Below are 18,487 nucleotides of genomic sequence, written 5' to 3' on the forward strand. Positions count from 1 at the left end.
ATGCGTAATCAGCTTTTCATGACGCGATATTACTCCAGCGTAACTAAACCCGTATTAACCCCGCTGGCGTTGGCTATCGCACTGGCGCCTGCGCCGGGGTGGGCGGAAAACTATTTCAACCCGGCATTTCTGTCTGACGACCCGTCTGCGGTGGCCGACCTATCGACCTTTTCCCGTAATGCCCAGGCGGCAGGGATGTATCGCGTTGACGTTTACCTGAACAATACGTTTCTCGCAACCAGAGACATTGCCTTCCAGGCGGTGAAAACGACGGGAAAAAGCGCGCCCACCGATGACAGCGGATTACGCGCCTGCCTGACGCCTGAAATGCTTAAAAATATGGGGGTAAACACCGGGGCGTTTCCACTGTTGGCGAAGGCGGCGGCGGGAAGTTGCCCGGATCTCGCCAGTGCGATACCGGCCGCCCGGACCCGCTTTGATTTTGCGCAGCAACGTCTCGACATTAGCATCCCGCAGGCGGCGATGGTTGCCAGCGCCAGAGGCTATATCCCACCGCAATACTGGGATGAAGGTATTAACGCGTTGCTATTGAATTACACCTTTACCGGCGCGAATAGTCAGGATCGGAGCCCTGGCGGCAGTGCGGAGAACAGCTATTTTCTTGGGTTGAATAGCGGCCTTAATCTGGGGGCCTGGCGGTTACGCGACTACTCCACATGGAACGCGAATAGCGGCGATCAGAATAGCGACAGCGACTGGCAGCACATCAGTACTTATCTGGAACGTGATGTGGTCTTTTTGCAGGGAGAACTGACGGCAGGCGATAGTTATACCCCCTCCGCATTATTCGACAGCCTTCCTTTTCGCGGGCTACAACTGGCGTCTGACGACAATATGTTGCCAGACAGCATGAAGGGCTTCGCACCGACCATTCACGGCATTGCCAGAAGCAACGCGCAAGTGACCATTCGGCAAAACGGCTACATCATTAATCAGCGCTATGTGCCGCCCGGGGCATTTACTATTAATGATCTCTATCCTACCGCCGCCAGCGGCGATTTGACTGTGGAAGTCAAAGAGTCCGACGGTTCTATTAATCGCTATAACGTGCCCTATTCCGCCGTGCCGATTCTACAACGAGAAGGGCGGCTGAAGTATGCGGCGACGGTGGCGGAGTATCGCAGCGATAGTAGTCAAAAAGAGAAGGTGAAATTCAGTCAGGCGACCTTGATATGGGGGTTACCGCATGGTTTTACGCTGTATGGCGGAACACAACTTTCCAGTCATTATCACGCGCTGGCGATCGGCAGCGGCGCAAATCTGGGCGACTGGGGCGCGGTGTCGCTGGATGTCACCCAGGCTACCAGTACGCTGGCGGATAATAACACCTACCAGGGGCAATCGCTGCGTTTCCTGTATGCCAAATCGCTTGCACAGTCAGGAACCAATTTACAGCTTATGGGCTATCGCTATTCAACCTCGGGCTTTTACACGTTGGATGATACCACGTGGAAACGGATGAGCGGCTATGACGATGACAGTCGGACTGACAGCGATAAAAGCAGGCCGGAATGGGCGGATTATTACAATCTTTATTATACCAGGAGGGGCAAAGTACAACTCGATATTAACCAACAGCTAGGCGGGTTGGGATCGCTTTTTATTACCGGCAGTCAGCAAAGTTATTGGCACACTGATGAAAAGGATTCTTTGTTGCAGGTAGGATACAGCGATACGCTGGCGGGGATTGCATGGAGCGTTTCTTACAACAATAACAAATCCGCAGGCGATGCGGAGCGCGATCAAATTTTCGCGCTGAATATCTCGGTGCCGCTAAGTCAATGGCTGCAACACGATGATGAAGTCACGCGCCATCACAATGTTTACGCTACCTTTAGCACCAGTACGGACAAACAGCATAACGTTACGCAGAATGCGGGCCTTAGCGGCACACTGCTGGACGAAAACAATCTTAGTTACAACATACAGCAAGGTTATCAGAATCACGGTATTGGCGAAAGCGGCGCCGCCAGTCTGGAATACGATGGCGCGAAAGGCAACGCCAACATTGGCTATAACGTTAGCGATAACGGCGATTACCAGCAGGTGAATTATGGCCTGAGCGGCGGCCTGGTGGCGCACGCGCATGGAGTGACACTAAGCCAGCCGCTGGGCAATACCAATATTTTGATTGCCGCGCCGGGCGCAGCCAACGTCGGCGTTGTCGACCAGCCGGGTATTCATACGGACGCGCGTGGCTATGCGGTGGTGCCGTATGCGACAACATATCGCCAAAACCGTATGGCGCTGGACGTTAACGCCATGGCTGATGATGTCGATATTGATGACGCGGTGACTCGCGTTGTGCCGACCGAAGGCGCGCTGGTTCTGGCCCGCTTTAAAGCGCGGGTCGGCGCGCGTGCCCTGGTAACGCTGAATCATAACGGTAAGCCTGTACCCTTTGGCGCAACGGTGACGGTGAATGATCGCCATGCGGAGGCGATTGTTGACGAGGCCGGGGAAGTCTATCTTTCCGGGTTGTCAGCGCAAGGCGTTCTGCACGTTCGCTGGGGGAACCTGCCGGATCAACAGTGTGTCGCGTCCTATCATCTCTCTTCCTCCCGTCAGATTCTGAGTCGACAACATGCGGAGTGTCATTAAATGAAAATACCTCTTTTATTTGCTCTGCTGGCGGGAAGTGTCGTATCGCAGTACGCCTTCGCAGACGTGTGTAAAAACGTTAACGGCGTGCCTTCCAGTATTAATTACGATTTAACGACCACTCTGACGGCAGAACAAAACCAGGTGGGAAAGACGGTTCAACTGGAAAAAAGCCAGGAAGTTAATGTACAGGCGGTGTGTCCCGCCGGCGCGGCGACCTATAGCCAGACTTATCGCTCCTATGTGTCGCCATATCCGGTCGTAGAAACGAGCGGTAACTGGAAATATTTAAAGCTGGACCCGGACTACCTTGAAGGCGGAATGCGAATTGAGGATTCTTCGGCGGGCGATATCTATCCGCCAATGAACAACGTTCTGATGGGATATGATGAAAATGTGAAAGCGGGTCAACCGTTTTACGTTCGTGACTCAAATCTGGAGTTTCAGCTCAAAATTGTTAAACCGTTCGTCGGCACGGTGAATATTAGTCCTAAGACTATGTTCAATGTTTATGTCATGACCGCCGCAGGCGATCCGCTGACAGATGTCGTGTACAGCATTCTTTATAGTGGAACGGTGACCGTACCGCAAAGCTGTGAAATCAACGCCGGACAAACGATTCTGGTAAATTTCGGCGCATTATACAGCGGCAATTTCAACCATGCAGGCCAAAAGCCGGAGGGGGTACGAGCGAAAAAATTCAGCGTACCGGTAAAGTGCAGCGGTCTGGATTCGCAGGTCAATTTAACAATGCGTCTTATCGCTACGCCGGATAGCCACGTTCCCCAGGCTATCGCTTCGGATAATGCCGATGTCGGCGTAGTGGTCGAAACCGATGAAGGAAACGCGCTTATCCCCAATGATGTACAGAGCGTCGCGCCTTTTATCACCGATAGCGCCGGACGCGCTAACATCACATTGCAAGCCTACCCGGTGAGTACAACAGGCGAAACGCCAGCGGAAGGGGTGTTTACCGCACTGGCCAGCCTGCGAGTGGACTTTGACTAAATGAACAGATCACACTGCGCTCTTTTTGCCATGGGACTAATGCTGTGTCCACAAATCAATGCCAGCGCTGACGACCTCGCTTATAACCTCGAATTTACCGGCACTATTGTGGCGCAAACCTGCGACATAGATATCTCCAGCCTCAGTCAAAGTATTGATTTAGGACAGTTTGCGGTTGGCGACTTTCCTTCGACAGGAACAACGACAAAATTTAAGCCCTTTAATATCAACCTCAAAAATTGTTCCCGAGGAATTGCCGGGGCGAAGATCTGGTTTACCGGCGAACCCGATCCGGACAATCCCGCGCTACTGGCGATAACCGACACCGGGATGGGAAGCGGAAACATGTTAGCAAGTGGGGTTGGGGTGGAAATTCTGAATGATGATCAGGATACCATCAGTATCAATAATGCCGACTCGGTGGTCTATCCGTTGAAAGCCGGACGCAACACGCTGTCTTTTTATATTCGCTATAAATCGACCCGGCCGACGGTCACGTCCGGGAACGCGACGGCGGTCATGTATTTCGATATGCAGTATGAATGAGGAGCCATCGTAATTATGCGTAACGATATCCTGTACGGCATCGGGATGCTGCTGGCGGCATCCGGCGTCCAGGCGCACGATGGCCGGGTTTATGTCTCCGGAACCATCACGGACAATACGTGTTCGCTCTCTCCAGACTCGGAAAATATTAACGTGGCGATGGGCGCGGTTTCTCAACGGCAGTTTTATCGCGCGGGCGACGGTTCCGCCTGGCAACCTTTTGCTATCGATTTACAAAACTGCGGCAGCACTGCCAGCGGCGTAACGGTCAGTTTTAGCGGTGCGGCGGACAGCCGTAATACGGATTTATTGGCGCTTACCGCAGGGGAAAGCGACGCTTCAGGCATTGGGATTGCGCTTTATGATCAAAATAAAACCTTAATCCCACTGGGGCAGGAGAGTGATGTGGTGACGCTCAGTCCGGGTCAGGCGTCGGCGCATCTGCAATTTTACGCGCGTTATCTTGCCGATGGCGGCGCGGTAACGCCCGGGGACGCCAATGCCTCCGCAACCTTCATTCTTGCCTATGAATAAGTTCTTTTTACGCTGCGCGATATATTGGTGCTTGCTTCCCATATCATGGGCACAGGCTGGCGTGGTAATTGGCGGTACTCGCTTTATCTATCGTGCGGGCGCCCCGGCATTAAGCGTACCGGTAAGTAACCATTCAGAAGCGTCCTGGTTAATTGATACGCATATTTTACCTGGTGGCCGCTGGCCAGGAACCAAAAACGAAGGGAATATCATGCCCTTCGTGGTCACGCCGCCATTATTTATGCTTTCAGCGCGCCAGGAAAACTCAATGCGGGTGGTTTATACCGGCGCACCGCTACCCGCCGACAGGGAAAATCTGTTTACCTTGAGTATCGCCGCTATTCCCTCCGGTAAACCGGAAGCGAACCGTGTACAAATGGCGTTTCGTTCGGCTTTAAAATTGCTCTATCGCCCTGAGGGACTCGCCGGCAATCCGCAGCAGGCCTACCGGCATCTGATCTGGTCGCTTACCCCCGATGGCGCGACGGTACGCAATCCGACACCCTATTACGTTACGCTCTTTTTATTACGCGCTAACGAGCGCGCCCAGGACAACGCCGGGGTCGTGGCTCCCTTTGCAACGCGTCAAACGGACTGGTGCCGGCACACGGTTCGCTGCACTGTGCGCTGGCAAAGTATTAATGACTATGGGCGGGTAATGACAGCGCAAACCGTGGATCTGACGCGTATTCATTAACTTTTTTTCAGGCGTCTCCCGATAGCGGGAGGCTTTCCGAACTTATCGAACGAGACTTTTATTATGTATTATCACGCGTTAAAACTTTCCCGACTGGCGATGTTGACGTTGGCAGGCGTTGCCGTATCCGCCTCGGCAATCGCCGCCGATTCTGCCCCGACGTCGCAAATTGGCCCGACGGCGGAAGCCTACATCGTCAGTCATCCGGATAAAGTGGGAGAGGTGGTGGCAACGTATTTGGCCGAACATCCGGAATTTTTGGTCGCCGCCAGCGAGACGTTGCATCAGCGTCAGCAGATTGCGCAACAACAGGCGTATGTTCAACTGGCATTACAGTATCGTGCTGAGTTGCTCAGTAGCAGCAGTCCTTCCGTTGGGCCCAACGAGGCAAAAGCGGCGGTGGTGATGTTCTTTGATTACCAGTGCTCGTGGTGCAGCAAAATGGCGCCTGTGGTCGAAAACCTGATTAAGGCGAACCCGGATACCCGGTTTATTTTCAAAGAGTTTCCTATTTTTTCCTCCCGCTGGCCGGTATCCGGACTGGCGGCCAGAGTCGGCGAACAGGTATGGCTTACCCAGGGCGGGGCGAAATATCTCGACTGGCATAATGCGCTTTATGCCACAGGGAAGGTGGAAGGCGCGTTAACGGAACACGATGTCTACACCCTGGCGCAACATTATCTAACGCCGACGCAGTTGGCCGCCGTAAAAGAAGCGCAAAGCAGCGGTGCAGTACATGATGCGCTCCTCACTAACCAGGCACTGGCGCAGCATATGGACTTTAGCGGCACGCCTGCTTTTGTCGTCATGCCTCAGACGCAAAACAGTGATGTAAAACGGGTGACCGTGATCCCGGGAAGCACGACTCAGGATATGTTGCAAATGGCGATTCAGAAAGCGAAGGGGTGATATTCGCTCAGAGGAGAACGCACAGGAGTGAAAGTAAAATGAAGTCTATGCGTTGCGTCATACCGGTGATTTTACTTTCCTTTATCGTTCATGAAGGGACAGCGAAACCGACCGCTCAGATTCATTTTATGGGATCGGTTGTTGAGGCAGGCTGCTGGAATGACGTGGGAACCTTAGAAATTCAATGCCATAATAAAGAGGGAGTTGAACGTTATATTATTGTCGAGAATATTATCACGCCGATATCGTCTCCTCATGCAACGGTAAAACGAGATTATTTGGATGAAGATAAGCAATTAACAGTGCTACGCATTGTCTATGACTGAACCGCGTAGCAGACCGCAGGTGGTGTCCCGTCAGTGTCGTGTGAGGATATTATGAAAAATGTTCTCACCTTCCCGGGACACGGTCTACAGACTTTATCTTCAGATAAACGGCGCTAAAAAGAAAAGCACGATCAATAAAAAAAGAGTGGGAATACCAATGGATATAATTTTATTACATCGGTGAGTATGATATTGAATAGCTTGTGGCGGTATGTCAGCAGCGTCAATGATAAATCTTTCATTGATTTTTATCCCCTGCCTGGGGAGCGTAACAAACAGTTCGAAAAGCCCGATTTGTTGTAAATCTCGTCGCAGCAGATAAAGAAGTTGCGTCAAATTAGCATCGCTAACAAATTGACTTCGCTCTCCCCAAACTGCGTGTGAAATCATCTCCCGCGTAATCAGTTTCTTGTAGGCATTTTCAAAAAGATAGCTTAAACAACGCGCACGCATTAGCGTCACCTTTAGCACTTTTTTATCATGTAATGATATTATTTCTCTTAACGACTCATTATAAATAAATTCGTTATTAATAGTATATTGTCTCATGAATTCACTCCGTTTTGATATTCATAAGGTACGTTTCACACTGTCAGTGTGTTCACTGGCGGTAAAGTACTCCTTACATCAGTACGGATAAGCGTAGAGAACCGCAAAGAAATAAGAGAATCATTTGTGATTAAATAGGATAATATTATGTTTTTTTACTTTTTTATAAAGTGTGCCAGATGTTTTTGATGTTTTTTATAAAATAGCATCATGTGTTTTTATTTCACACAGGCTGAAATGATATCAATAAAATTATAATTTAATAACAAACAGATAGAGGAAATGATTTACTTATTGAAATAAGTGTGGTGCAAGGTTAATCTGCGCCTTAAATGATGGTGCCAGATTATACCAGCCAGGATAACCTATATGCGGCCAATAAAAAATGCTAAAAAAATTGACTACAATCTGATCAAAGTGTTCGATACGGTTATTACTGAAGGAAATGCAACCAGGGCGGCGAGGAAACTGGATGTCACGCCTGCGGCGATCTCTCAGGCTCTTCTTCGTTTACAAAATCTTTATGGCGAAGAGTTATTTATCAGAACCCGCAAAGGATTAGTTCCGTCCAGCAAAGGTAAATCGCTTCACCAGGTATTTCGCCAGGCAATTGAATCTATAGAAAGCACACTGTGCGATAAAACAGATGCTCAGGAGAGTAATGAACTCATTGTTCTGGGAAGTGATATCACTGAAAATTACTATTTTCCAGCATTGCTGGATACTGTGTTGATGAATCGATATATTATTAAACACTATGCGATTAAAAAAACAGGGGAATACTCACCAGCCTCCATGCTGACGCATGGCTATGCGGATGTCATCATGGGAATTCTGGAAATTAAGAATGAGATGATCGAAAGTTATCTTATTGATAATTTATCTGATTTTGTTTGTGTTTGTGGTGAAAAAAGTCCATTGGTTGGGCTTGAAAAAATTTCTTTATATAATTTTTATGCTGCCAGACATGCTGTCTATCATTCAGATATGTTCTCTTCTTTCACCGCTGATAGCATTGATTTATTCAAGAGCAGTACGCCTTATGCGGGGCGCAGGGAAATAGGTTATTATAGTGATTCACTATTTGGCGTTATCGGTGTTGTTGAAAAAAGCGATATGGTTGCGATTTTGCCAGGAAAGATTGCTACTTATTTTAGAGATATGCGGCGTTATAATATAAAAATACTACGTATGCCTGATGAAATGATTTTTCGTACGTTACCCGTTTATGCTTATCTGGCTACAAACAGCACCCATTATAAAAATGTCAAAAAACTGATATCAACATTTCAGTCGACCTTTCTTTTTAGCCAGGAAAAGCAGCCTGACGCTTTGGTTGAAGGAAGCACATCCTTATGCGATTTGTCGGTTTAATATCAAATTATCGTATTAAATAAATAACCATTATGACCATGGTCAGTAAAGCGAAAAACAATGCCATATATTTATACTCTTCTTTTTTTAAAGAAGAGGGGAGGCAGCTTTTGTTTTCATTGCTGATAATAATGTTAGCATCTACTTTAATACCAGTTCGAGGCACCGTGGAAAAAAACTGGCTCAGGCCAAAGCCTTTAAGGTCGCGCCGCAGTAGATATAATATCTGGGTCAGGTTGGCGTCGCTGATAAATTGACTTCTTTCCCCCCAAAGTTCATTAGTGAGTTGTTTTTTATAAATAATCTCTTGTTGTGCATGATTCAGCATATATTCCAGACATTTTATGCGCATTGCGGCAATTTTTATCATCTTTCCCGTTTTTATGTTTTTTAGCTCATTGGTCTTATCATTGTAAGTGTGCGTGCTGTTAATTAAATAAATAGTCATGATATTATTTAATGGGTTTAATTGGGGTAGCGATAATAATATGCATATTAAATTTGTGGATCAACTGGTGTGATTGTAATAGCGTCTTTTTTCCAGAGAAAATCGTATCGTGTCACAAAAATGATGTTTTTTTAGAAAAACTAAAATTTTATTTTTAGTCGCTCTAAAAATAAAATGATAGTAGTGTTAATTTTTATCAGTAGATTGATATGCTTTGATTGATTTATTGTTGATATAAAATAATTTGAATTATGGCGCAAGGCCTATGCCAACCATAAAAAAGGTATAGGCTATTAGTCACAATGCATTAATGCTACATAATTGTTATGCTTTTATATTAGCGCCAGGGAAATAAAATCTTCGGATGATAAAGAATAGTTTTAGTCTGGGTGTTATTTTATGGATGTTTTATTTTAAATTATTAAACCGATTTCTCTTGTTGACGTAGAGTTATTTGCTAAGCAACGGGCTGGCATGTTGTAGCTGCTCGTTGTCTATATCCCAATTAATAAGGAGAAACGTATGAATAAGAAAAGTTCGTCAATGGTTAACATGCCCGCACCGCGTGAGCCGATTAACCAGAAAATCGATACCAATAACGCACTGGTGTTAAACCATAACGCCATATATGAACAACGATTAGCGGAGATCACGCAATCTAATACCTGTGACAAGGCCATTGTCACCGTAAATCCCTACGGGACCGCCCCGTTGAGTCTCTATCTGGGGGTTTGGATGGATGAAGCTGCCGCGCTTGAGATCAATGTTGTTGATAGCGAAGCGACGACAGAGGCAGTGCGTTATCAATATGATGTACATCCGGGCGCTAACCTTATTCCTGTGTGTGGGATGGTATCCGCGGTGAATAATCAGATTACCCTACGCCTTGCCTCGCAAATTGTCGGGCAATATACAGTAATGACAGACGCATTACCGCCCACGGATTCGGCTAACGTGAGCCTCGGCTTCCCCATTATTAGCGTCTCCTGTCCTGCGCAGCAGGCCTCGCTGATGGAGGAAGGGCTTTATTTCTCTACTTATTTTGATCGGTATAATCTGGCTTTTGATCATAACGGGATTGTCCGGTGGTATGTAAGTCAGGAAATCCCTTCTTATAATTTTGTCAGAATGGATAACGGCCATTTCCTGGCGACGTCACAGGGAATAAACCATTGTCTGAATATGTATGAATTTGACATTATGGGACGGGTTTATACGGTTTATCTTCTCGACAATGAGTTCCATCACTCCATTCTTCCCATTGAGAACAATCTGGCAGTTGCGCCTTCAGAATATAGCAATGGACGGCCAGATGGTTACTCAACCGGGAAAGATGGCGTTTCTATTATTAACTTATCTACCGGACTTGAAGTCGCCTATTACGATATGCTGTATGTGATGGATTATTCCAGATCGCCGCGTCCTTCCGGAAGCGCGCCAGGTCAGGACGTATCAATGGATGACTGGCTGCATATCAACCAAAGCTATATTAATGAACCCAACAATTTGCTGATCTGTTCCGGTCGACATCAGAGCGCGATTTTTGGCGTAAATGTGGATTCCGGCGAACTGCGCTTTATTATGGCGAACCATGAGGATTGGTCTGACGAATTCAAGCAATACTTATTAACCCCTGTCGATGATGATGGTGTCCCGCTGTACGATCTTACCTCGCCGGGAGGGATTGATGCGGCAGATAAGAATTTCTGGACCTGGGGGCAGCATAACATTGTTGAAATTCCAAACGATGAGCCTGGTATCCTGGAGTTTATGGTCTTTGATAATGGTAACTATCGTTCACGCGAAGATGCGAAAAGTCTGTTGCCGCTCGATAACTTCAGCCGGGTGGTGCAGTTTAAAATAAACCTAAATACGATGACCGTAACGCGTCCGTATGAGTATGGTAAAACGGAAGTCGGGAACCGGGGCTATAGCAGTTTTGTGAGCGCTAAGCATTTATTGACTAATGGTCACCTGGTTATTCACTTCGGCGCGACGACGGTTGATGAGTTTGAACATACCATTACCGCGCAACCAGGTTCCAGCGATCTTGTCGATCCGGATGAAGGGCAACAGGCGTTAGGTCGACTGGTATTACAAGAAATCAATAAAGAGACGAAAGAGGTCTTATTCGAAGCGATGGTGACGTCGGGCTATTTCAAGAACGAAGAGACGAATGGCACGAATTATCGTTATGATATTTCTGCATTTCGGGTATACAAAATGCCGCTGTTTGCATAACTAAGTATGTTATGCGGCCGGTTATCGACCGCATAACATTATGGTTTATTTGCTAATATCATCCACGCGCATGGTGTGGTCAGGTTGAATATTGTTAACCTGTTTCATATAGTTAACCAACGCCGGTGCGGTTTGTATCCCTATATATTTGATATTTTTACCTTTAGTGAAGGTAAATCCGCCACCGCCTTTACCGATAAAGGAATCCAGCGCGACGGTATAGAGTTTATTGTCTTCTACCGGTTTGCCTTTGATATCAAATTCAACAATACGCTGGCCCAGCGGTTTGGTGCTGTCATATTTAAACTGGACGGTTTTCGATACGTGCAGCATACCGTTTTTCAGATCGGCAGCGTGTGACATGATGGATTTCAGGTCCTTACCGCTGATTTCCATGCTCATGACATCGTTGGTGAACGGATACATACTCAGCACATCACCATAGGTGATATTACCTTTAGGCAATTCGGTACGGATGCCGCCAGCATTATAGAAGGAAGCGTCGGCGCCAGGAACGGTAGCCATCAGGGCATCGGTGATTAAGTTGCCGGTTGGCGCGGATTCACCGTAAGAACGGGTCAGCACTTCCGGAGAGTGCGCGACCACCTCATCGGTAATTTTCTTAACCTTGTTATCCCATTCGTCAATTTTGGCCTGCGTGACCGGATCTGGCTTATAAGTATCCGCATACATGGTGATCAACTTACCATTGTAGCTGTCCACTTTTTTGGTTTCCGGGTTCCAGTCAAGCACCAGTTTACCTAATTCGATGGTGTACGCATCCGTGGAAACGACAAGGGTATCGCCCACTTTAATCGGTTCTGGCGTACCTTTATGCGCATGGCCGGTAATCAGGACGTTAAGTCCATAGCCTTCCAGCGATTTCGCCATATCAACGTCGGTTTTCAGCGCGCGTGCGACATCAGCCTCGCCTGCGCTGGACTGCATACCCGGTACGCCTTCGTGGGCGAGCAGCACGGTCAGGTCAACTTTCCCTTTTAACTCTTCCAGCTGTTTTTTCACATAAGGAATCGGATCGCGGCAGTCAACGCCTTCACGCACGCCTGCGGCAATCGCTTCATAGAATGCGGAAACGCCGTGCATACCGATGACGCCGATCTTGAATCCATCTTTTTCCACGATGGTATACGGTTCTTTAATTAATGGCGTATCGGTGCCGCTGTAAAAAACATTATCCAACAATACCGGGAACTGCAATTTGCTGAGTTGTTTAACCAGATTCTCATGGCCATGGTCAAATTCATGGTTACCGACAGAGACGGCGTCGTAAGGCATGGTATTTAAAATATCAATAATAGCCTCGCCTTTGGTCAGCGTACTGATAAAAGGTCCGGTGAAATAGTCGCCAGCATCAAAGAAAAAGACATCTTTCTCTTTCGCTTTTGCATCTTTGACAATTTTCGAGATGGGCGCAAAGCCGCCTACCGGACGTGTCTTGGATACATAGGGGATAATTTCTGGGGTTACATGGGCATGTAAATCGTTCGTATAATAAATTGTGATGTCACGCGCATCGGCTGAAAAGGAAATGGCTGAAGACAAACCAATGCACAGCGACAGTAGGGATATCGAAAACTTTTTGTTCATATAAACCATCCATTTACGCTACATTAAAGAAAAACAATGCCTGTAGTCGTGTCATTCACGACTACAAACCGGGGAAATTAAGTAATATTCATCAAGTTTATTAATTATTAAAACTCGAAGCCGATCAGGTAATTCATACGGTCGCCGTAGCCGTCATACCCCAATTTATTATTGAAGTAACGGTAAGAGACGGAGGCGGTCCATCGCGGCATAAATTTCCATGTAAACGTTACCGCGCCGTTCAGGCCGGTCGTCCCACCCTGTTGTTCGGCGTAGGCATCATTACGATCCATTTCAACTTCGTTCCAGTTTGAAATGACGAACTTTTCATTAAACATATCGAAGTTATAAGCCGCGACCCAACCGAGAACATAACCGTTAAAGCCTGTCGCCTGTCCATACTTTTTAGAGGTATAATCGTTCGATAAGTTATGAACAGCGAAATAGGGCTTAATAAAGCCTGATGGGCTGGTTAAACCCAGATAACCTACCCCGTACATCATGTTTAATTCATCACCGAATTTATTCTCCATCGACATATAGAGTTTCATCATTGCGGTAAAGTTAGAGCCTTCTACCACCCTATAATGTCCCAGAAATTGGGTAACATGGTTACGGCCTTCTACCGGATGGTTGAGCACGTTCATTTCATAAAATGATGCAAATTCGCCCCTGTCAAACACGGCGCCGAAATCGGCTACCGCTTTCCACACTTCGCCGCGATCGACATTGACAAAACCTTTATTCCAGTCGCCATATCCGAAGCTAAGTTTACCGTATACGCGTTTCAATTCCGCTGCCTGGCCATTAAAGCAAGAGAAAAGAACACATGCGGCGAGTAGACTATTAATATATTTCTTATTTTTCATGCTCAACTCCATGAGGTAAAAACACAGTGAAATGTTGTGTAAAGAAGCGAATTCTAAGGAGTGTCTTTTTATACGTAGGTGATAGATGTCTCAAAAATATCAGCGACATATAATCGTCAAATATTCGTGTCAGATAATGTTGTTTATTGCGTGATAACTATTTGATTTATAGTTTATGTCTCTGTTGTAAAAGTCACACCGGATAGCATGAAATTAATGAAACATCGAATGGGAATAATCTCTCGCAAAGACAACTTACTGCCAGTAAATGAGGGTGTTACCGTTCAAACAGCAACATATATTGACATCACAATAGCGGTTCTGACATATGGGCCATATTTGAGATCTGCATCACTCGTTCGCGATTTCTTTTTTTATAGACTGCTTCAGGCGTGTTTTCTTTAGCACGAAATATATTTATGGCATTAATATTATAATGAGTGTGAATAATTTTCTACGATAAAACGATGTTAATGGAAGAAATATAAGATAAATCGAATATATATAGTGCAATTAATTCAGGCTGTATTCCGCAGCCGGGTCTATCGGCAAATATATCGTAATCAGACCGTGCGATAACTCAAAGGAGTTGAAATGAAAAGAACAGTCGTTGCCAGTATGATAGGGTTGGCGCTATGCGCTGGAAGCGTATTATCAACCGCGCAAGCGGCAACCGCAAAGCGTCCTAACTTAGTCATTATTCTGGCGGATGATTTAGGGTATGGCGATCTCGCCACCTACGGGCACCGCATCGTTAAAACACCTAACATAGACAAATTGGCGCAGGAGGGGGTGAAGTTTACCGACTATTATGCGCCAGCGCCTCTGTGTTCTCCTTCCCGCGCGGGCCTGTTAACCGGTCGTATGCCGTTCCGTACCGGAATCCGTTCCTGGATACCGGAAGGCAAAGATGTTGCGCTGGGGCGTAATGAATTGACTATCGCCAATCTGCTAAAACAGCAGGGCTACGATACGGCGATGATGGGGAAATTACACCTGAATGCGGGCGGCGATCGCACCGATCAGCCGCAGGCGAAAGACATGGGCTTTGACTATACGTTGGTTAATCCGGCGGGATTTGTCACCGATGCTACGCTGGACAACGCCAAGGAGCGCCCGCGCTATGGCGTGGTGCATCCTACGGGGTGGATTCGTAATGGCCAACATATTGGCCGCGCAGATAAGATGAGCGGCGAGTTTGTGAGCTCTGAAGTGGTGAACTGGCTGGATAATAAAAAAGACGATAATCCGTTCTTCTTATATGTCGCCTTTACCGAAGTCCATAGCCCGCTGGCGTCGCCGAAAAAATACCTTGATATGTATTCGCAGTACATGACCGACTACCAGAAGCAGCATCCGGATCTGTTCTACGGTGACTGGGCAGACAAACCGTGGCGCGGTACCGGCGAATATTACGCCAATATCAGCTACATGGATGAGCAGGTCGGTAAAGTGCTGGATAAAATTAAGGCGATGGGCGAGGAAGATAACACCATCGTCATATTTACCAGCGACAACGGCCCTGTCACGCGTGAAGCGCGTAAGGTATACGAGCTGAACCTGGCCGGGGAAACCGACGGTCTGCGCGGGCGTAAAGACAACCTGTGGGAAGGCGGCATTCGCGTACCGGCAATCATCAAATACGGCAAGCATATTCCACAGGGAATGGTAACGGACACGCCGGTATATGGTCTTGACTGGTTGCCGACGCTGGCCAACATGATGGACTTTAAACTCCCGACCGATCGTACCTACGACGGTCAGTCTTTAGTTCCGCTACTGCAGGACAAGACGTTAAAACGCCAGAAACCGCTGATCTTCGGTATCGATATGCCGTTCCAGGACGATCCGACGGATGAGTGGGCGATCCGCGACGGCGACTGGAAGATGATCATCGATCGCCAGAATAAACCCAAATATCTCTATAACCTGAAAACCGATCGTTTCGAGACGCTCAATCAAATTGGTAAACAGCCGCAGATTGAGAAACAGCTTTACGGTAAGTTCCTGAAGTATAAAAAGGATATTGATAACGATTCGCTGATGAAAGCCCGTGGCGATAAGCCGACGCCTGTCACCTGGGGCTAATGGAATAATTATAAAAAATTAAGTATGCCACTTAGGGCGATGCCCACCTGATCCGGTCACTCTGTGCCGGATCAGGTTCTTTTATTTCAGGGAAGGTAATGATGTTTGGGAAAAGTTGTCAGGTCATGGTTAAACCGACCGGATCGGTGTGTAACCTTGACTGTAATTACTGTTTTTATCTGGAGAAAGAAAAGCTCTATCCGGATCGAAAAAACCATTACAAAATGTCGGAAGAGACCCTCGAACTCTTCATCAGGCAGCAGATTGCCGCACAAGATATTGATGAGGTCATTTTTGCGTGGCAGGGCGGGGAACCCACATTAATGGGCATCCCGTTTTATCGTAAAGCCGTTGAGTTTCAGCAGCGCTATTGTGGCGGCAAAACCATCGTCAATACCTTCCAGACCAACGGCATCCTGATCAACGATGACTGGGCGACCTTCTTCCGGGAGCATGATTTTCTGGTTGGCGTCTCTATTGATGGCGATGCCGCGTTACACGATGAATGGCGAGTGACGCGCTCCGGAAAGCCGACGCATGAAAAAGTAGAAAATGCGGTGCGTTGTCTGGCGCAGCACAACGTGGAATTTAATACCCTCACGGTGGTTAACCGTACCAATATGCATCATCCTGTTCAGGTCTATCGCTACCTGAAAAGCATTGGTAGCCGCTATATGCAATTTATCCCTTTAGTTGAACGCTGTGGGGAAAATGGGCTGGCGCAGCCGCAGGATAAACATATCGCGATGACGCCGTGGTCGGTCAATAGCCTGCAATTTGGTCAGTTTCTGAATGCGGTATTTGATATCTGGATCCGTGAGGATATCGGCGATATCGGCATTCAGCTATTTGAACAGACGCTGGCGGCCTGGTGCGGCCTGCCGCCGCAGGTTTGCGTTTTTGCTCCCACCTGCGGCAGTGCGTTTGCGATGGAAATGAACGGCGATGTTTATAACTGCGATCATTTCGTATATCCGCAATTTAAACTGGGGAATATCCACCAGAAGACGCTGCGTCAAATGAATCAGGGCGAACAAAATCGCCAGTTCGGCAGCGATAAACAGCATTCAATGGCGCAGGAGTGCCATCGCTGTCAATGGAAGTTCGCCTGCTATGGCGGCTGTCCGAAACATCGTTTTTTACCCTCCGCGTCAGGCGCAACCAATCATAACTATCTGTGTGCAGGTTATCAGGCTTTTTTCTCGCATACCGCGACGGCGATGAGTGCCATGCGAACCCTGTATGAAAAAGGCATCTCACCTGCAGAAATAAAGTCAATATTTGTTTGAAGGTAGTATTCGCAGGGAGTGAATATGTTTTCTCACATTAATGTCGATGCTTGCAAAACGCCAGGCTGCAAAAATCTGGGGATTCTGGGGAGTCCAGACTATCTACCGCAAGGGAAAAATGTTCTCTGTCGAGCGTGCGGCTTTTTGTTCCCCATTATCTCAGCCAGATCGCTTAATCTTTTTCGCCAGGCGGCGAATCAACCCTGGAAAGGTCTGGTGAAGTCCTGTCCGCATTGTGGCGGGACGTCGCTGAAAAAATATGGCTTTTCCACTAAAGGTGAACGGCGTATGTATTGCCGCCAGTGTAATAAAACGTTCATCTCCTATACCGCTATCAGAAGCGACGCCAGACAAGAGAACCTTGCCACGTTGATTGGCGAAGGAGCGTCGCTAGTTGAAATACGCGCGGCGCTGGCAATAGACAGCACGGGTTTTAGCCGCGAATTACAAAAACTGTCCCGTCGCGCTAATCAAGCGGAACGCGATTTTGTGTTTCCCGCGTTTGACATCGCTATGAGCACGCGGGCGTTTCGTGTGAAATTTAACGGCGGCGACAGCAGCTTATACGTGTTGGTGACGGCGGAAGAAGAGAGCGGTAAGGTCGTCGCGATCTCAACGAATTACTCCGCCCAACCGGTGGAAGCGGATTATCAATATCATTCTGATTACGAAGAACGACTCCCGTCCGGCACGCTGGCGCATCTGGTGCAGCGAAAAGAGGCGCTGACCATGCGCCGTAATGTATTATTTGATGTGGATTACGGCCCCGCCATTTTATATAAAAACGATCCGGGGATGTTAGTAAAACCCGTATTACCTGCTTATCGACATTTTGAGTTGGTTCAGGCGTTGACGGATGAGCGTTCCCTGAATGTCCAGCATTATCTCGATCACGAATGCTTCATTCTGGGCGGCTGTATGATGGCGAATTTTAGCTATCTTCGTCAGGGGCGCTGCCATATTTCGTTTGTGCGTGAAAGAGGCGTTACGCCGCCCAAACGCGATCTCCCTCCGCGGTTGTTTTTGAGCGGCGGAATTCGCAACAACGTCTGGCGTACATTTTCCACACGGGATTATGCGATGGCGGTATGCAATCTCACAGGAAATAAAAAGGTGAGTTTGTTACGCCATGCGACGTTAAATAGCGCGACGGCGTTTATTCGCTATGTTCACAACCATCCCTTCCTGCCGCATCTTAACCGGATGTCTCCTGGCAATGTTGTTGCCGTACTGGATTACCTAAAATTTGAATATAACGCTTCACGTGAAATGAATTGCTAAAATAAAAGGTGTAATGAGCTGTTTTTACGGAATTTTATCCGGTCGGCATAAAAATCCAGAGTATTAATTTTCGTGGTCCCATGAGGGGCGATGAGATT

At 47.4% G+C, this 18,487-nt stretch carries 16 protein-coding genes; 12 read left to right on the forward strand and 4 right to left on the reverse strand.

All coding sequences use genetic code 11. The features are described from left to right. The 7 genes from bcfC to ACLJTG_RS19040 all read left to right on the forward strand — a co-directional run bounded on the left by bcfC (position 1) and on the right by ACLJTG_RS19040 (position 6,642). Positions 1–2,622 carry a fimbrial usher BcfC gene (gene bcfC / locus ACLJTG_RS19010; RefSeq protein WP_001245865.1) on the forward strand — a complete coding sequence of 874 codons (2,622 nt, stop codon included), beginning with the start codon at positions 1–3 and terminating at the stop codon, positions 2,620–2,622. Then, positions 2,623–3,630 carry a fimbrial protein BcfD gene (locus tag ACLJTG_RS19015; RefSeq protein WP_020999907.1) on the forward strand — a complete coding sequence of 336 codons (1,008 nt, stop codon included), beginning with the start codon at positions 2,623–2,625 and terminating at the stop codon, positions 3,628–3,630. Continuing rightward, the gene (locus ACLJTG_RS19020; protein WP_001082038.1) at positions 3,631–4,176 is read left to right on the forward strand and encodes a fimbrial protein BcfE; all 546 of its coding nucleotides are present in this window, start codon (positions 3,631–3,633) and stop codon (positions 4,174–4,176) included. A gap of 15 nt (positions 4,177–4,191) precedes the next feature. Further along, positions 4,192–4,710, forward strand: a complete 519-nt coding sequence (locus ACLJTG_RS19025) for a fimbrial protein BcfF (protein ID WP_001243227.1) — start codon at positions 4,192–4,194, stop codon at positions 4,708–4,710. Then, positions 4,676–5,407, forward strand: a complete 732-nt coding sequence (bcfG, locus tag ACLJTG_RS19030) for a fimbrial chaperone BcfG (protein WP_079951518.1) — start codon at positions 4,676–4,678, stop codon at positions 5,405–5,407. Before ACLJTG_RS19025 ends, bcfG begins: the two co-directional genes overlap by 35 nt. A 63-nt stretch (positions 5,408–5,470) precedes the next feature. Beyond that, positions 5,471–6,316, forward strand: a complete 846-nt coding sequence (locus tag ACLJTG_RS19035; protein WP_198898356.1) for a DsbA family protein — start codon at positions 5,471–5,473, stop codon at positions 6,314–6,316. A 38-nt stretch (positions 6,317–6,354) separates the two neighbouring features. Continuing rightward, complete coding sequence (locus tag ACLJTG_RS19040) at positions 6,355–6,642, forward strand: hypothetical protein (protein ID WP_000839833.1); 288 nt, start codon at positions 6,355–6,357, stop codon at positions 6,640–6,642. Positions 6,643–6,741: 99 nt separating this feature from the next. On the opposite strand, the gene ACLJTG_RS19045 is transcribed toward ACLJTG_RS19040, so the two are convergent. Continuing rightward, positions 6,742–7,191 (reverse strand): winged helix-turn-helix domain-containing protein, encoded by a 450-nt coding sequence (locus tag ACLJTG_RS19045; protein ID WP_198898355.1) that lies wholly within the window; start codon positions 7,189–7,191, stop codon positions 6,742–6,744. A gap of 369 nt (positions 7,192–7,560) precedes the next feature. On the opposite strand from ACLJTG_RS19045, the gene ACLJTG_RS19050 reads away from it, so the two are divergent. Continuing rightward, positions 7,561–8,565, forward strand: a complete 1,005-nt coding sequence (locus ACLJTG_RS19050; protein WP_198898354.1) for a LysR family transcriptional regulator — start codon at positions 7,561–7,563, stop codon at positions 8,563–8,565. 7 nt (positions 8,566–8,572) lie between these two features. Here the strand turns inward: ACLJTG_RS19050 and ACLJTG_RS19055 are convergent, their stop codons facing one another. Continuing rightward, positions 8,573–9,013 carry a transcriptional regulator gene (locus tag ACLJTG_RS19055; RefSeq protein ID WP_000158347.1) on the reverse strand — a complete coding sequence of 147 codons (441 nt, stop codon included), beginning with the start codon at positions 9,011–9,013 and terminating at the stop codon, positions 8,573–8,575. A gap of 522 nt (positions 9,014–9,535) precedes the next feature. On the opposite strand from ACLJTG_RS19055, the gene ACLJTG_RS19060 reads away from it, so the two are divergent. After that, entirely contained in the window at positions 9,536–11,254 is a 1,719-nt protein-coding gene (locus ACLJTG_RS19060; RefSeq protein WP_001036513.1) for an aryl-sulfate sulfotransferase, read from the forward strand. Positions 11,255–11,299: 45 nt separating this feature from the next. Here ACLJTG_RS19060 and ACLJTG_RS19065 read toward each other — a convergent pair whose 3' ends face one another. Both ACLJTG_RS19065 and ACLJTG_RS19070 read right to left on the reverse strand, forming a co-directional pair. Next, the gene (locus tag ACLJTG_RS19065; protein ID WP_000262866.1) at positions 11,300–12,871 is read right to left on the reverse strand and encodes a bifunctional metallophosphatase/5'-nucleotidase; all 1,572 of its coding nucleotides are present in this window, start codon (positions 12,869–12,871) and stop codon (positions 11,300–11,302) included. A gap of 98 nt (positions 12,872–12,969) precedes the next feature. Further along, entirely contained in the window at positions 12,970–13,731 is a 762-nt protein-coding gene (locus ACLJTG_RS19070) for an outer membrane protein OmpK (RefSeq protein WP_000791534.1), read from the reverse strand. 594 nt (positions 13,732–14,325) lie between these two features. Here ACLJTG_RS19070 and ACLJTG_RS19075 point away from each other — a divergent pair. The 3 genes from ACLJTG_RS19075 to ACLJTG_RS19085 all read left to right on the forward strand — a co-directional run bounded on the left by ACLJTG_RS19075 (position 14,326) and on the right by ACLJTG_RS19085 (position 18,389). Beyond that, positions 14,326–15,819: a sulfatase gene (locus tag ACLJTG_RS19075; RefSeq protein WP_064043352.1), complete on the forward strand. Its 1,494-nt coding sequence runs from the start codon at positions 14,326–14,328 to the stop codon at positions 15,817–15,819. Positions 15,820–15,917: 98 nt separating this feature from the next. Beyond that, positions 15,918–17,108 (forward strand): anaerobic sulfatase maturase, encoded by a 1,191-nt coding sequence (locus ACLJTG_RS19080; RefSeq protein ID WP_198898352.1) that lies wholly within the window; start codon positions 15,918–15,920, stop codon positions 17,106–17,108. A gap of 18 nt (positions 17,109–17,126) precedes the next feature. Continuing rightward, complete coding sequence (locus tag ACLJTG_RS19085; RefSeq protein ID WP_077950675.1) at positions 17,127–18,389, forward strand: cytoplasmic protein; 1,263 nt, start codon at positions 17,127–17,129, stop codon at positions 18,387–18,389. The last annotated feature ends 98 nt before the right edge of the window (positions 18,390–18,487 follow it).

The organism is Salmonella sp. SAL00672 (genome assembly GCF_046552175.1).
GTDB classification, from domain to species: Bacteria; Pseudomonadota; Gammaproteobacteria; order Enterobacterales; family Enterobacteriaceae; genus Salmonella; species Salmonella enterica.